Below are 16,148 nucleotides of genomic sequence, written 5' to 3' on the forward strand. Positions count from 1 at the left end.
TGCATACGAAGCCGTGGGTGCACCCCGCCTTCAACGAACAACGGGACACAGCCGGGCATCGCTCGGTTGTGTCCCGTTGTCTCACATGGCGGCGCTCGCTTCCCTCAAGTCATCCTGCGTCCGTCGGCACCGATGCGCACATCCTTCCGTCTCGACGCAGGCGTCACGTCCAGCCGCTCCAGCCGCCCGCCGCGCACCTTGCCTTCGACGACGGTCTGCTGCGGGGCGTGCAATTTAAAATCAACGTCCCACGCCGGCGGCCAGGCGGGCATCAGCCAGATGTCCTCCCCGCTCGTCTGCATGAGCATCTCCTGCAGGCCGATCATGCCGGAGCCGCCCCAGTTGTGGTCGGGTGTCCAGTCGTGCCCCGGCCCCCAGAAGGCGGGAAACCGGTGCGGACCGTCGCCCAGCTTGCGGATCGCATAGTCGGCCGCTTCCTCCGTCAAGCCGAGCCGCGCGCAGAAGATGCCGCCCTGATGCCAGCTGACATGGCTCTTCTGGTTCTCGTGGTAGATGCTATGATTCCACGTATCGATCGCCGCGGCGAGATCGGGCTTGCCCAGGCCGTACAGGTCAAAAGGGAATACCGCATACAGCTGGGGAATCTCCTGATTTTGCACGCGCGACCACGACTCGGCGGGGGCGATGGTGCGGACACCGTTCTTCTCCTCCATCGGCAGCTCCGGCAGCCGTACGAGCATGTCGAGCCAGGCGGCTCGCTCCGCATCGTCCGCAAGCGCGTCCGGCAGCTCCGTCAGCCTCCGCAGCACCGCCTGCAGGCCCGCTACGACATCCGCCGGATTCATGGCGTCCTTGAACGTCTCCAACGCCGTGGACGGATAGATCACGTAGCGGCCCCGCTCATCGAACTCCGCCCCCGTCCGCTCGCGATTGCGGAAGCGGTAGTGCTCGTCGAAAAAGCGCACCGCGCTGCGAATGAACGGCATATAGGCGCCGATGTCTTCCCCCGCGTAGCGGGCATACTCCAGCATCATGAATGCAAAATCGAGCTGATGCACGTACTCGTAGCTGACCCACGGCGAATCTTCGACCCCCGGGTCCAGGCCCGGCCCGCGCTGCCAACCGTACTCCCGGCTGGACGGCAGCCCGGTGTTGTTCAACTGCTCCGTGAAGCTGCAGCCGCCGTGTCCCCAGTACACCTCGGAGCGCAGCTCGGCCGCCGGCAGCGCGCGCCGGTAGAAGTCGAACTGGGGCAGCATCATCGCGAAGTCGCCGGTCTTCAGCATCGGCCAGTAGACGAGCCGCTGATTCTGGGCGGTGAACGTGCCGCCGCCCCACATCCGGTAGTCCGGCGTCTCGCCCCGGTGACGCTCGTTCACCAGATGCGGATCGAATGTGAAGAGTCCGCCGTTGAACTTGGTCGGATCGCTTCCCATGGCATTGCAGGCGAGCATGAACCGGAACAGCTGATAGTTGCGCCCGACCTGCCAGACCGGATCGGACGGATCGGCGCCGTCCGGCCGGATGCGAATCCAGCTCCGCTCGCCGAATGCCCGCCACCACGCCTGATGGCGGTCCCGGCGTCGGTCCAGCTCCTCCCCGGTCGCCGCCGCGGCCAGCGAAGCGAGCTCCGCCTCCCACTGCGGCGGCTCGGCGGCCGCCATATGGAGAGCAATCGTCAGATGCGTCTCGCGTTGGCTGCCCTGGAGCGTCCAGAACCGGTAGTCGATGCCTTGATAGACATCCTCGCCGGCAGGGCCCGGCTCCAGCCCTGCGGCCTGCATGCAGCCTCCGAAGATCAGGCGGTCGAGCGGATTGCGGATTCGCTCCCGGTACGCCGACAGCCCTTGAAGCGCGAGCTCCTTCGGGAAGATCGACGCCTCCTCCCGGTTGCGGTGCCGGAACCGCACGCCGCCCCCGGCATACTCGACCTCATCCTCGAACGTATACACCTCGCCGGGATAGTCGATCAGCGAGGCGCATGGATTCCGGTCCTTCACGACCCGCCTGCGATGCCTCCAATTTTCATAGACGGCCTCCACGCTGACCGGACGCTCGGCGGTTAATTCCACATGGACGACCGGGCGGTCGACCTCGACCCATATGCGCAGGACTGCCTTCCCTGCATCTGCGTGTGCCCCATGAATCTCCACGAGCCCGCGATCCGGGTGAAGCGCTTGGCGGAATGCCGGGCTGGCTTCGAACGGGCTGGGGGCGAGGCGCAGCCGCACGCGTCCCAGCTTGAGCAGCTGATTGTTCTCGTCGTACGCGCCGCTGCGGGCCAGGTAGAAAAGGACGTCGCCGTCCTCGCACCATACGTTAAGTCCGATATCGCCGCCGCCCAGCGGCATCGATTCGGAAGCGTCCTCGCTCGGCGTAAGCCAGACCACGCTGCAGCTGCTTGCAGGTTCGTGTGATGCATTGTTCATCGCGGCAACGTCTCCTCTCCATCGGTCTGCGGACAGGATGCAGACTCCGCCTCGGCGAGCGGACGGCCCTGATCGGCCTGCACCCTGAACTGACCGGGCGTTAATTGGGTTATTTTCTTGAACATCTTGAAGAAATGCCGCGTATTCTCGTATCCCGCTTTGAGCGCGATCTGGTGAAGCGGCATATCCGGGAATCGGACGATCCACGCCTTCGCACGATCGATCCGGTAGGCATGGAGATAGTGAAGAAATGTCTCGCCCGTCTCCTGCTTGAACAAGGCGCTAATATAATTGGCGTGCAGCTTGAGCGCCTCCGACAGCTGATCGAGCGAGACATCCTCCTGGAAATGCTCCTCGACATAATGCAGAATCCGGTTCATCGTCGGCGAATAGGAATGCCTGGCGGCCTGGCGTTCGGGCCGCGGCAGCGTGAGCCGCACAAGCTGTACGAGCCGCTGCGCGACCTGGTCCGGATCGACGGCGCCGGACTCGGCTTCCTCGCGTTCCGTCAGGCGGCCCCCATCGTGATCCTGCGACAGACCGCGCTGCTGCAAATACAGCTCCATCAGCCCCAGCATGAAGGCGATGTCATCGGCCCCGCCCGCAGACTGCGGGTGCCCGGCTTGTGCCAGTTGTTCGGCGATCTCCCGGAGCTCCGTCTCCTGCTCCGTCCCGCCCTCGCCGCACAGCAGCGTCAGCATGCGGGCGGACGCCGCCGGCGGGGGAATCGGAGGCAGAGCCGGCCTCCCGTACAGCTTGTGGATATCGAGTGCTGCCCGTGCCCGTATATACAGCCCATGCAGACCGGAGCGGCCGGTCAGGTCCGCGGCTTCGCTCGCTCCGACCAGCAGGCGGCTCGGCCGCGCCTCCCCCGGCTCCGCGAAGCGCCACGGCTCCGCGGCGATCGTCTCCCACACCGCCGGCAGGCGCTTGCTCTCGATCAGCATCAGCGCCTGGCCCGGGAGCCGCTTGCGAATCAGACGAATCCGCTCCGCGAGGGGAGCCAGCCGAGTCTGCAGCCGGCACAGCGTCTCATAGGCAGCCTCCTCCTGATGCGGCGGGTACTGCAGCAGCAGCAGGCCCGCCTCCCCTGCAGGGATGGCCTGCGCCATCGCTTCATCCTCCAGCTCCAGGTCTTCCGGCGCCGCGTTGAAGAACAGCATATCGCCCAGTGCCGCTTGCTGCCGCTCCGCGATGCGCTTCAGCTCCCGCTCCTTCTGCTCGCCCACCTTGTCCAGCAGCTCGTACAGCACCTGCTTGTCAATCGGCTTGAGCAGATAGTCGAGCGCGCCGTAGCGGAGCGCCTGCCGCGCATACCCGAAGTCCTCGTAGCCGGTCAAGATGACGAAGCGCTCGCACAAGCTCATCTCCTGCATCGCCTCGATCAGCTCCAGGCCGTTCATCTCGGGCATATGAATATCGGTGATCACCAGATCCGGACGCGAGCGCTCCGCCGCCTCCAGCGCCTCGGCCGCATCGCTCGCGCCGATCACGACGGCGGCCGTTCCCGGCCGATGGCGTATCATGCTCATTAATCCGTTCAAGATCAGCGGCTCGTCATCGACGATCAAGATGGTCAGCATGCGTCCTCCCCTTTACCAGTCGTATCGTGAACGTGGTGCCGCCCGTCTCCGGACTGTCGACCTCCAGGCCCGAGCCCTTGCCGTAGAAGAGCTTGATCCGCTCGCTGACGTTGTAGAGACCGTGCCCGCCGCTATTGCCGTCCGGGTCCGGATATTGCAGCATTTGCCACAGCGCCTGCAGTTTGTCCGCCGGTATCCCCTTGCCGTTGTCCGCAATGCGGATGACCATGCACGCTTCCGTCTCCTCTGCGCTGATGACGAGCTCGCACGGCCGCTTCAGAGGAGCGATGCCGTGAATGATGCTATTCTCGGCCAGCGGCTGAAGGATGAAGCGCGGGCACACAAAGCGGGAGACGTCGGCATGAATATCGAATGTGTACGTCAGCCGGTTGCCCATGCGGATCTTGTGGATGATGAGATACCGGCGCACATTCTCGATCTCTTCCTGCAGCGTCGTCTCATTTTTCGTATCCGACATGCTGTACCGCAGGAAGCTCCCCAGCGTGAACGTCATCTCCGCGACGTCGTGATCCTGGTTCGTCTCCGCCAGCATGCGGATCGATTCGAGCGTATTGTACAGAAAATGCGGCTTGATCTGCGCCTGAAGCGCCAGGTAGGCCGACTCTCTCCGCAGCAGCTCCGAACGGTGCACCGAGTTGATGAGCTCGTCGATATGCCGGATCATGTCGTTGTACGATGTGATCAGGTATCCGATCTCGTCCTGGCTGCCGACCCCTTTGTACTCGATCAGCTTGTTCCGGCTGACCGCCCGCATGTGGCGGGCCAGCTTCGCCACGCGCCTCGTCACCGACATGGCGAGCAAGTAATACAGCAGCGACAGCAGCACAAACAGCAGGGCGATGGCGGCGAGATACATCAGCCGCTTCTGCTGCAGCCCCGTCGCGATGTCGCCTGTCTTGCTGACCAGGACGACGCGCATCTGGAGCTTATCCAGCCGAATCGAGCTGACGATCCGGGAATGGCCGACCTTGTATGCGGACTCGCCGCCGTCCGCGTCTGCGAGCAGCTGCTGCCGCAGCTCCGCGTCGATCGGGGACGACTCCTCCTTGTAGACGATGCGGTCTCCGTCTGCCAGCACGTACAGATTGCCTTTCTGCGGCGACTGCAGCGACTGCAGGAAGGTCGCGAGGAGGCGATCGTTGACATCGATCTCCAGAATGCCGACTTCCTTGGAATAATCGCCGTTATACAGCTTCACGTAATAGGCGGGCCGGGGCAGCCGGCCCGCCTGCTCCCGATTGATCCACAAGCCTTCGGTTATCGGCTGTATCTGAATCTGACCGTAGATATCGCCCAGCTCGCTGACGTCCAGCAGTTCGGGACCGATGGCGGGAACCTCCGGCGGCAGCTTGTAGAGCCGTATCGTCTCGATGAGCGGGTTGCCCGAGTAGAGATAGGAGAACAGCGGCCGGATATACTTGACGAAGTTGTAGACCCGGTCGGCATCCGTCGTATAGTTGCCGTTCAGATAGTCGATGAGATTCGTGTTGACCTCGAACAGCTGACTCAGCGTCTGCAGCTGCGTCAGGTTCGTCTTCAGCGTGCTGGACGCCTGCTCCATGTTGCTCTGCTTGCTGGTGGCGTAGTTGTACAGGACGTTCGACGTCAGCGAACGATAATACATCGCCCCGAACGTGACGGTCGGGATCATGATGATGCAGACGTACCCGACAATCATTTTTTTCACGATGCCCAGGTCGAACAAGCGCCTGAGCAAGCCCGGCAATCGCATGCTTCTCATAGCGGAATCAGATCCTTCATCCATAATCCCTCTACTATAACAGACGAAGGGACAGCCCTGTATCCGATTACATAAACGATGACGGATGCCGCCCCGCGAAGGGGCGAGCATCCGTAACGGTGCTGCGTTTTCTGCCGCTTACTTCTGGAATCGGGTTTGTACTTCGCCGTACTTTTTGTTGGCCCATGCCTCGTACTTCGACAGTCCGATCTTATCCGCTTGCGCAATCATATTGTTGTAGGCGCTCTGGGCTTCTTCGGCGGATTTGGCCAGGTAGATGCGGGTCTCCTCATTCTTGATCATGTTGCTCACGTTCGTCAGGATGACCTGCTCCTGCGAGTCCGGCGCCGGCTTCACCAGGTCGAGCACCGGATTGCGTTTGGTGACTTCGTTAATTGCCGCCTGCGCGTTGGACGTCTGCGAATCCGGCACATAGTAGAACAAGCCTTCATAGACCGCTTCGCCCACCAGGTCGGCCCAGTAGTAGATACCCATCTGCTTCTGGACGTCCGGGTTGTCCTTGTCGTACTTGAAGTCGACATAGCCTTTGTCGTTCCAGGACCAGTCCTGATCCTTCAAGCCCCACTTGGCCAGCTGGTCGCCTTCCTCGGACATGAGATACTGCATGAGCTTGATTGCCTCCGCCGGGTGCTTCGTCTCCTTGGAGATGAACGTGCTCGCCCAGCCCGCCGTGTTCTGGTAGCGGACGGCAGTCGGCTCGATATTGTCGGTGATCTGAACGTATTCGAAGTTCTGGCCTTGACCCTTCAGCTGCGCGTTGAACGTATCGGCGCCGCTCGTCGTCCATTCATACGCGAACGCTTTGCCGCTGAGCGCCAGCTCCTTGGCCTGCTGCTCGTCCTTGTAGGCGAAGTTCTCGGCGGTCACATAGCCCTTGCGGTACAGCTCGTTGATATACTGGTACGTATTCAGAAGCTGCGGCTGGCGCAGGTAGGAGACCAGCTTGCCGTCCTGCTCGACCAGCCCGTCCGTCGCCGCGCCCAGTTGCGAAGCGAAGTACGTGTTCAGCCAGCCTGCCGGATTCATCACGAGCGGGATCATGTTCGGGAATTTGTCCTTCGCCATGCCGAGCACCTTCTCGAGATCGGCCAGCGACTTGATCGACGGATTGCCCAGCTGCTCCAGCATATCCTTGCGGACGATCAGACCCGGACCGATGCCTGCGGCCAGCGGGTATTTGTCCCACATCTCCTGCGTAGAGAACGCTCCCTTGATCGTGTAGAAGCTGCCGTCGTCCGCCGTATTCAACGCGATCTTCTGCTGATCGATCTGGAAGTCCGGCGCGTACTGCTTGATCAGATCGTTCCACGGGAGGCTCAGCTTCGGATCGGACATGCGCGTAGCCTGATTCGACGTGAACACCAGATCGGGCAGATTGCCCGACGCGATCATGAGCGGCAGCTGCTTGTCGTCGGTGGCGACGGTTACCTTCAGCTTGACGCCGGTGCGCTTCGTGATCTCTTCCGGCACCGGGCCGGTCCAATCCTTGAACGGCCACCAGGGCATGTCGACGAAGATCGACAGCTCGACCGGATCGACAGCCGCGGCCGACGATGCCTTGGACGAAGCCGTCGAAGCGGCTGTCGGAGAGACGCTCGACGACGACGCATTGTTCGAATTCGAATTCCCGCATCCCGCCAGCAGCATCGAGCCCGCCAGCACCGTCGCCATGCCGGAACCCCATACTTTCCTAGAAGACCAACTGATCATTCCGATTTCCCCCTGCTTCTCATTATGGAGTAGGTGTTGCTATATTAAAGCATGCGCTTTAATAACGAAGCTAGCCTTTGACCGATCCGAGCATCATGCCCTTCACGAAATACTTCTGGAGGAACGGGTACACGCAGATGATCGGTGCGATCGAGATAATCATCGCCGTCACCTGCACCGACATGCCGGTCACGCTGCTCATCGACGCGATCTGCGCGGATTGCGTATCCGTCGGCAGCATCGCCTGGTTGATGACCTCGATCATCCGGTAGGCGAGCGTGCGCAGTCCGTCGTCCTGAACGAAGTACGCGGCGTCCAGCCATGAATTCCATTGCCCCGATCCGACGAACAGCGACATCGTCGCCAGCAGCGGCATCGACACCGGCATGATGATCCGGCTGAAGATCCGCCATTCGCTGGCTCCCTCCATGCGCGCCGACTCGCCCAGCTCGGGTGGAATCTCGCGGAAGAAGGACAGTGCGATCATCAGGAAAAACAAGTTCAGCATCGTCGGAACGACGTAGACGGAGAAAGTATTCAGCAGGCCGAGCCCCTTCAGCGTCACGTAGTAGGTGATGATGCCGCCGGAGAAGTTCATCGCGACGAGCACGATGACAAAGTACGTGCGGCGGAACATCAGATCCTTGTACGTCAGCCCGTAAGCGACCAGGCTTGTGAATATGACGCCGAGCCCGGTGCCGATGACGGTGCGGAGCAGCGTCACGACGAACGCTCGCGTCCACTTCGGGTCCTTGAAAAAGTAATGATAGTTGTCGAGCGTAAACCTTCTGGGCCAGAAGTATACGCCGCTGCGGGTCGTATCCGTGCCTTCGTTGAACGACAGCACCAGAATGTAGTAAAACGGATACAAAGCGACCAGCGCGATGATGATTAACAAGGCATAGTTGATGCTGTCCAGCACCCAATCTTCTCTCGTACGCTTCTTCACCTTGCCGGCTCCCCCCTTCCTGCGCCCGCGCTAGAACAGACTGGAGCCTGACGTTCGCTTGGCGATGGCATTGCTCGTCAGAATCAGCGTCAAGGAGATGATCGATTGCATGAGATCGATCGCCGTCGCGAACGCGAATCTTCCTTGGGCCAATCCGACCGTGAACGAATAGGTCTGAATGATTTGCGACTTGTCGCTGTTGAGTGGATTGCCCAGCAGGAACGCCTGCTCGAAGTTCGAACCGACCAGACCGCCGCCCAGAATATTGCCGAGCGACAGGATCAGCACCACGATGACGGCCCCCTTGATGCCGGGGAGCGTCACATGGGCGATGCGCTGCAGCCGGCTCGCGCCGTCCATCTCGGCCGCCTCGTACAGGGAAGGATCGATGCCCGCGATCGCGGCCAGGAAGATGATCGTCCACCAGCCCGACTCCTTCCAGATGGCGCTGACGACGGCCAAGCCCCAGAAGGCGTCCGGGTCGGTCAGCACCTCCCATGGCTTGTCGATGATGTGCATCGACATCAGCAGGTGATTGATCATGCCGGTGTTGGTCGAGAAGAACGCATACGCCATCCCCGAGATGACGACCCACGAGATGAAGTGGGGGAAGTAGCTGACCGTCTGCACGAACTTCTTGAACATCATGTGCCGCGTCTCGTTCAGCATCACGGCGAACAGGATGGGAATCGGGAACGAGAACACCAGCTTCAGCAGGCTGATGGCAAGCGTATTCCGGATGAGCAAGCCGAAGTTGTAGCTGTGGATGAACTCCGAGAAGTTCGCCAGGCCGACCCAGCCGCTCGTGAACATCCCTGCGATGCCGTCGGTAATGCTGTAATCCTTGAATGCGATGATGATGCCGAACATCGGCACGTACGAGAAGACAAGCAGGAACGCCAGCCCCAGCAGCACGAACGCCTGGAAATACAGCTGCTTGCCGAACCGTCTCGCGAACGGCAGGCGGCGCGCTTCGGGTTGGCGGGATGGCGAGATCGTTCCGTCTGTCATTGTGTTATCCCTCCTTCCTTGGTTCTCATTATAGAAGGGGTCTGTAAGCGCTATCTACGGTTCATTCCTGAGGGGAGAGGGTCCATATTTAAGGTGGAGGCGGCGCGCATGCCGGCATTAAAAAAAGCATGCGCCGATCCGCAACGGTCGGCACATGCTTGGCGTAGTTGGCAGACTTGGCGTGGTCGGCAGCCTTCGGCTGCCGCTTCTCAGGCGTCGGGGCGGCATATGCGCAGGAACAGCTCGTTCAGCCGTCGGACGAGCTCCCGGTCGGACGACCCGCCGTGCTTGAGCCAATCCCGGATCAGCGTCCCCGCCTGCTCCTGGAACGGGATGTACCCGCCGAAGCGGGGCCGCACGACGCCCTCGTCCAGCGTGCGCAGCGTGTTCAGGAAGAAGCCGCCGCAGCGCGCGTTCACGTCGGCGTCGAGCCAGGCGGCGCGATGCCCCGGCTGACCGCCGCTGCGGAAGAACGTCGTCGCTTGAAAGGCCGGGCTCGCCGTCAGCTGCGCAAAAGCCGCCGCGGCGTCCGGCGCCGTGCAGCGGGAAGAGATCGCAAGGCCGACGCCGCCGATCATGCTCCCGCTTATTCTGCCGTTGCAGGCGGGCATGTCTGCGAAGCGGAGCGCATGCGGGGCGAAGCCGGGCCGCGCGTAGTTGGAATAGCCGTACAGGAGCGGCGCATAGACGATCTCGTCCGTATGCGTCATCCGCTCCGACAGCACGATCGGGTCGGCGTCCAGCGAAGCCGGATGCAGATGCGGCAGCATGCGGCGCAGTATGCCGAGCGCCTCCGCGCCCGTCGCCTCCCCGAGCGCCGATCCGTCGCTCCAGAACGTGCCGCCGCCGATCTGGGCGCACAGGGTGAAGAAGCTGGAGTACGCATGAACGGGGACAAGCGGCCAGGCGACGAACCGATCCGGAGGCAGGCGCGCAGCGAGCGCCTCCGCCTCCTCCCAGGTGACGGGTGGCGCAAGGTCCAGCCGGTCCAGCAGATCGGCGCGGGAGGCGCTGACCTGGGCCGCCGCGTCGACCGCGAGCGCCCACTGGCGCCCTTTCCAATGATAGCTCTCATAGCTGCGGCCGACGCTGCCCGCCCGCTGGTCGTCCATGAAGTCGTCGGGAAGCAGCCCGTCCATGGGCAAGAGCGCCCCAGCACGCACTGCCTCTCCGACATGCGGATGATCGATCATGATCAGATCGTACTGCTGCGCGAGCAGCTCCAGCGGATACAACTCGAAGTCCTGCAGCGAGCGTGTCTCCCATTCGATCGCCACATCCGGGCGCAGCCTGCCGAATTCGCGCGCAGCCGCCTGCAGCGGCGCGAGGCCGCGCTCATGGTTCCAGGTCATGCCTTTAAGCCGGATCATACGACGCCACCCTCCCGATCTCGTCCAGCTGCACGACACGCCGCTCCGCCATGGAGCGGTAGGCGGCGAACACCGTCTGCAGCGTCAACAGATTGTCCCTCACGCTGTTCTCGGGCTCGCGATCCTCCTCGATCGCCAGCATCAGCTCCCCCATCGTGCCCATGAAGGCATGCGGGAACCACTTGCCCTCCAGCGTCGGCGTGATCCATTCCTCGCTTGCGATTTCTTTGGAGAGATAACTGAGCGTGTCTACCTGGCCGTGCGGATAGTTATAGAGCGCGCCGTTCGTCCCCTTGATGATTCCCCGCGTCCCCTCGAAGCGGAAGGTCGCATACCAATCGTCCTTCGGTCCCCAGTGATTATGGTTGTCGTGAATCAGTCCCCTGGCTTCGCCGGGGAAGATCAGGTGGATCGTCGTGCGCGTCTCTCCCCGGCAGCTCTGTCCGGGGTAGCGCGCGCCGTCCGCGAAGACGGCGGTCGGCGTGCCGAACAAGAAGCGGATCGAGTCCATGTAATGAATGCTGTGGTACATGATCTCGAGCGTATCGATCGTCCGGAGGAACGGCCAGCTCGCGAAGTCCGTGTTCACGTTGACCTGGATCGCAGCCTGGATCGGCTCGCCCAGCCAGCCTCTCTTGATGATCGAATGACTCGCCCGGATGCCGGGCGCCCAACGCATCTGCTGGTTGATCGCCCCCTTCACGCCGGCGGCGTCGCACATCTCCACGATGCTGCGCGCCGATTCGTACGTATCCCCGAGCGGCTTCTGGCACAGCACATGCTTGCCTGCGCGCGTCGCCTCCCTGACGACTTCGGGCTGCAGCTCGGCCGAGAGCGCGATGTCCACGATCTCGACCTCGGGATCGTCCAGCAGCTGCTTAAGCGAATCGTATACTTTGGGAATGCCGAACTGCCGCGCGATCTCCTCTGCCCTGGGCCGCGTACGGTTCAGGATGCCGACGACGTTGAAGCCCGCCATCCGGTAGGCCGGCATATGCGCTTCCCGCACGATCTCCCCGGCCCCGATGATGGCGATTCCCCGCGACCGGTCGCGAGGAAGCCGCGGTTGATAATCCAGCTGCATCTCTTCGTTCATTCGGCTCCCTCTTCCTTCAGTCCATAGAACCGCATAGCCGTGCCGCCGAGGATCGCCTGACGGTCAGCCTCGGAATAGTCCGCAAGCGCGAGGTTCGTCGCCTGCCAGACCGACCGGTAGTCGCCCGCCAGGTTGGCGACGGGCCAATCGCTGCCGAACATGAGCCGGTCCGCGCCGAAGTGCGCGACGGCATGGTCGATGTAGGGCTTCAAGTCCCGCCAGCTCCAGCCGTCCGGGTCCGCCGCCGTATTAAGCCCCGATACCTTCCCGTATACCTGCGGGCATTCGGCGGCGCGGGCGAGCAGACCGGCCCACGGCTCACGCCCGCCGCTCTTGATCGGCGGCTTCCCGAGATGATCGATGACCATGCGCAGCTCGGGCACTCTCTCCGCGATCGTGACCACATGCTCGAGATGCCGGGGCAGCACCGCGACGACGTCGAACGGCACGCCGTAGGCTGCCAGCGCCTTGAGCCCTTCGACGACTGTGTCGCGGACGACCCAATCCGGGTCCGACTCGTCGTGGATCAAGTGCCGGACCCCCTTGAAGTACGGATTCCCGACGAGGCGCTCGAGCTGCTTCGCCGCTTCGTCCGGCCGATCCAGCGGCACCCATCCGACGATGCCGGCGATCCAGGGCCGTTCGGCGGCGGCCTCCAGCAGGTAGTCGGTCTCAAGCAATGAATGATCCGCCTGGACGACGACCGTCTTCTCGATGCCCGCGTCCGCGAGCAGCGGCTCCAGCTCCTCGGGACCGAGGTACCGGTACAGCGCCGGCTCGTTCGGCGTCGGCCAGGAATACGGTACCCGGCCGAAGTCATAGAAATGCTGATGCGCATCAATCTTCATCATTGTTCCCCTCCGCATGCCAGCATGACCTTCATCGCGTCTCCGCCGCTCTCCATCTGCTTGAAGCCAAGCTCCGCCTGCGCCAGCGGATACGTATGCGTGATCAGCCGCTCCAGCGGCAGCGCGCCCTCGGCCGCGAGGCGGATCGCCGCCTCGAAGTCCTCGCGCTCGTACACCCTGGCGCCGCACAGCTTCAGCTCCCGCCAGAAAAACCGGTGAAGATCGATCTGCGGCTTATGGTTGAAGATGCCGACGACGACGATCCGCCCCCGGGTGCGCGGCAGCCGCGTCATCAGCTCCGCCCCTGCGGCGGAGGATGTCACCTCGAACACCGCGTCGGCCCCTCTGCCCCCCGTCTCCCGCAGCACCAGCGCCTCCGCGTCCTGCTCCTGCGGATTCACGACGTCGAGGCCCAGCTCGGACGCCATCCGCAGCCGGAACGGATTGATCTCCGACACGAGCACTCTCGCGCCGGCTTGCCGGGCGACGAGTGCGATCAGCATCCCGATCGGGCCGCCGCCCAGCACGACGACATACTCTCCGGGCTGCACCTCTCCCAGACGCACGTCGTGGCAGGCGACGGCCAGCGGTTCGATCATCGCCGCGTGCTTCAGCGACAGCGCGTCGGGCAGCCTGTGCAGCGTCTGGGCGGGCACGATCCACTCGCTCTGGAAGGCGCCCTCCGTCTCGATGCCGAGGAAGCGCAGCCGATGGCACACATGCGCATAGCCGTCCAGGCAGGCCGGGCATTCGCCGCAGGCGTCCAGCGGACGCACCGTGACGCGGTCGCCGGGCGCGCAGCCGGTCACGCCCTCGCCGACCGCGCTGACGATGCCCGACATCTCGTGACCCATGATGTGCGGCAGCTCGACCCGCGCATCCATATGGCCGTGATAAATATGCAGATCGGTCCCGCAGATGCCGGCATATGCGACCCGAATCCGCACTTCGCCCGCCTGCGGTTCTCGGCGCCCGCCTTCGTCGACCCGAAGGCGCTTGTTCCCTTCGTACATTACAATCGTCATTCCTTCGAACCTCCCGTATGATCTTGGATCTTGGAGACGTATGATCTTGGAGACGCACGATCCTGGAGGCGCACGATCCTGAAGGCGCTTCCTACAGCCCGAATTCCTTCAGGATCAGGTCGTTGTGCTCGCCGATCGCCGGCGATCCGCGTCCGGACACGAAGCGCTCCCCGTCGATCCGGATCGGGCAGCGCAGCGTCGCCCATGACGAGCCGCGCGCACCTTCGACTTGCTGAATCATGTGCAGACGGCTGAAGCCCTCCTGGGCCTTCAGCCCGTTCCAGTCGCAGACTTCGCCGCAGGCGATGCCGCGCGACGACCATTCCTCCAGCCACTGCGCCGTCGTCTGCTCCAGCAGGCGCGCCTGCATCGGCAGCTCGGGCTCTCCTCCGGCAGCGAGACTGGCCTTCAAGGCGGCCAGCGTCGCACGGTCGTCGGGCGCGACGGCGACATACCCGTCCCGCGTCCGGAAGATGCCCCGGCAGGCGCGGAGCTCGGCCGCGGCGGAGTCCGCGGCGGCCGTCGTGCCCGCTCCTCCGTTCATCCGCTCCGTCCAGACGGCGGCCTGCATGTCGACCGCGCAGTCCATCATGCTCACCTCTACATGACCGCCCGTCCCGCGGATGCCCCGTCGGACCAGACAGGCCAGTATGCCTTGCAGCATATAGGCGCCCGCCAGCATATCGACCATCGACAGTCCCAGCGGGATCGGCGCCTGTCCGTCTGCTCCCGTGAGCCATGCGAGGCCCGACATCGACTGCACGAGCAGGTCCTGTCCCGGCTTGTCCCGCCACGGCCCCGCCGCGCCATACCCGCTGATCGAGCCGTAGACGATTCGAGGATTCCACGTCCTCACGGTCTCATACGACAGCCCCAGCCGTTCGATCACCCCTGGACGGTAGTTCTGCACGAAGACATCGGCGCGGCGGATCAGCGCGATCAGGGCTTCCCGTTGCTCAGCGTTCTTCAGGTCGACGGCATAGCTCAGCTTGTTGCGGTTGATCGAATGGAACAGCGTGCTCTCTCCGTCCAGCTCCAGATTGGAGATGTAGAGCGTGCGGCAGATGTCGCCGCCGTCCGGCCGCTCGATCTTGATGACGCGCGCGCCCAGATCCGCCATCCGCAGACCCGCGGACGGCCCGGATAGGAACTGGCTGCAATCCAGGACAGTCAATCCTGCCAACGGTCTAACCATCTCGCATCTCCGCCTCGTCGATCATGTCGGGGCTTGCGCGCGCAGGGCGTATTCCCGGTCCAGGCGCTCGTTGTCCTCGCCGAGCCGCGGCGCCCACTTGTCGGATACGAGGGGCGAGCCGTCGATGCGGATCGGACACCGGGTCGTGCGCAGAGGCGTCCCGCCCGGACGGACGACCTCCTGAATCATGTCGAGCGCCTGAAAGCCCTCGTGCGCGAGCAGCCGCTCGATCGTGAAGACGTCGGCGCACCAGTAATCGGCCGGCTCCAGCAGCGCGAGCCACGCCGCCGTCGGCCTCGTCTTCAGATGCGCCGCGAGCTTGGTCTTGATCTCGTCCCTGCGGTCGAACCAGTCCGCCGGATTGTCGTATGCCGCCAGCTCGGGGCATTCGATCAGCCAGGCCAGCGTCGGGACGGCCCCCATCGCCAGCGCCAGATAGCCGTCGCGCGTCGGATAGATGCCGTACGGCGCGGCCAGATAGGCATGCGCGTTGTGAACGGCGCTCCGCTGCGGCAGCCGCCCGCCGTCGTTCAGATGCGTCGTGAGCACCTCGAACTGAAAATCCAGCGCCGACTCGAGCAGGCTCACCTCGACCTGTCCGCCTGCGCCCGTGACGCCTCTGCGCACGAGCGCGGCCAGTATGCCCTGCGCCAGATGCGCGCTGGCGAACATGTCGGCCGCGGCCAGCCCGAACGGCGTCGGCGGATCGTCAGCGTCTCCGTTCAGCCAGGCCATCCCCGACAGCGCCTGAATGAGCAGATCCTGCCCCGGACGATCCTTCCACGGCCCTTCCGTGCCGTAGCCGGTGACGCTGGCATAGACGAGCCGCGGATTGATCGCCTTTGCTTGCTCATAGTCGAGTCCGAGCCGCGTCATCGTCCCCGGCCTGAAGTTCTCGATCAGCACATCCGCCTGTGCGATCAGCTGCTTGACCTTGTCGACATCGCGCTCGTCCTTCAGATTCGCCGCGTAGCTCAGCTTGTTCCGGTTCATCGAGTGGAATACCGTGCTGTCGCCGTCCACCCGGAGATTGGAGAGCAGCAGCTGCCGGCTCAGATCGCCGACGCCCGCCCGTTCCACCTTGACCACCCGGGCGCCCAGATCGGCCAATCGCATCGCCGCCCACGGCCCCGCCAGGAACTGGCTGAAGTCGAGGACGAGCAGTCCTTCCAACGGCTTCATGGTCCT

General features: G+C 63.5%; 12 protein-coding genes. All 12 read right to left on the minus strand.

Annotation, left to right across the window (positions count from 1 at the left end):
• Nucleotides 1–104 precede the first annotated feature (104 nt).
• The 12 genes from VQ071_RS14585 to VQ071_RS14640 all read right to left on the minus strand — a co-directional run bounded on the left by VQ071_RS14585 (nucleotide 105) and on the right by VQ071_RS14640 (nucleotide 16,142).
• The gene (locus VQ071_RS14585; RefSeq protein WP_340514774.1) at nucleotides 105–2,390 is read right to left on the minus strand and encodes a DUF5703 domain-containing protein; all 2,286 of its coding nucleotides are present in this window, start codon (nucleotides 2,388–2,390) and stop codon (nucleotides 105–107) included.
• The gene (locus VQ071_RS14590) at nucleotides 2,387–3,973 is read right to left on the minus strand and encodes a response regulator (protein WP_340514775.1); all 1,587 of its coding nucleotides are present in this window, start codon (nucleotides 3,971–3,973) and stop codon (nucleotides 2,387–2,389) included. Before VQ071_RS14590 ends, VQ071_RS14585 begins: the two co-directional genes overlap by 4 nt.
• On the minus strand, nucleotides 3,948–5,735 hold the full coding sequence (locus VQ071_RS14595) for a sensor histidine kinase (protein ID WP_340514776.1): 1,788 nt from the start codon (nucleotides 5,733–5,735) through the stop codon (nucleotides 3,948–3,950). Before VQ071_RS14595 ends, VQ071_RS14590 begins: the two co-directional genes overlap by 26 nt.
• Nucleotides 5,736–5,873: 138 nt before the next feature.
• A complete protein-coding gene (locus tag VQ071_RS14600) occupies nucleotides 5,874–7,466 on the minus strand; it encodes a hypothetical protein (protein ID WP_340514777.1) in 1,593 nt (530 codons plus the stop codon).
• Nucleotides 7,467–7,536: 70 nt separating this feature from the next.
• Entirely contained in the window at nucleotides 7,537–8,415 is an 879-nt protein-coding gene (locus VQ071_RS14605) for a carbohydrate ABC transporter permease (RefSeq protein ID WP_340514778.1), read from the minus strand.
• A gap of 30 nt (nucleotides 8,416–8,445) precedes the next feature.
• The gene (locus tag VQ071_RS14610) at nucleotides 8,446–9,426 is read right to left on the minus strand and encodes an ABC transporter permease (protein WP_340514779.1); all 981 of its coding nucleotides are present in this window, start codon (nucleotides 9,424–9,426) and stop codon (nucleotides 8,446–8,448) included.
• A gap of 209 nt (nucleotides 9,427–9,635) precedes the next feature.
• Nucleotides 9,636–10,796, minus strand: a complete 1,161-nt coding sequence (locus VQ071_RS14615) for an extracellular solute-binding protein (RefSeq protein ID WP_340514780.1) — start codon at nucleotides 10,794–10,796, stop codon at nucleotides 9,636–9,638.
• Complete coding sequence (locus VQ071_RS14620; protein ID WP_340514781.1) at nucleotides 10,783–11,892, minus strand: Gfo/Idh/MocA family protein; 1,110 nt, start codon at nucleotides 11,890–11,892, stop codon at nucleotides 10,783–10,785. Before VQ071_RS14620 ends, VQ071_RS14615 begins: the two co-directional genes overlap by 14 nt.
• Nucleotides 11,889–12,743 (minus strand): amidohydrolase family protein, encoded by an 855-nt coding sequence (locus VQ071_RS14625; protein ID WP_340514782.1) that lies wholly within the window; start codon nucleotides 12,741–12,743, stop codon nucleotides 11,889–11,891. The genes VQ071_RS14620 and VQ071_RS14625 overlap by 4 nt, the downstream gene beginning before the upstream one ends.
• Nucleotides 12,740–13,765, minus strand: coding sequence for a zinc-dependent alcohol dehydrogenase (locus VQ071_RS14630; protein WP_340514783.1), 1,026 nt, complete (start codon nucleotides 13,763–13,765; stop codon nucleotides 12,740–12,742). Before VQ071_RS14630 ends, VQ071_RS14625 begins: the two co-directional genes overlap by 4 nt.
• Before the next feature lie 91 nt (nucleotides 13,766–13,856).
• Nucleotides 13,857–14,960 (minus strand): CaiB/BaiF CoA transferase family protein, encoded by a 1,104-nt coding sequence (locus tag VQ071_RS14635; protein WP_340514785.1) that lies wholly within the window; start codon nucleotides 14,958–14,960, stop codon nucleotides 13,857–13,859.
• A 21-nt stretch (nucleotides 14,961–14,981) separates the two neighbouring features.
• Entirely contained in the window at nucleotides 14,982–16,142 is a 1,161-nt protein-coding gene (locus VQ071_RS14640; RefSeq protein WP_340514786.1) for a CaiB/BaiF CoA transferase family protein, read from the minus strand.
• Nucleotides 16,143–16,148 lie beyond the last annotated feature (6 nt).

Origin of the sequence: Cohnella sp. 56 (genome assembly GCF_037963805.1) — a bacterium.
Classification (GTDB): Bacteria; Bacillota; Bacilli; order Paenibacillales; family Paenibacillaceae; genus Cohnella.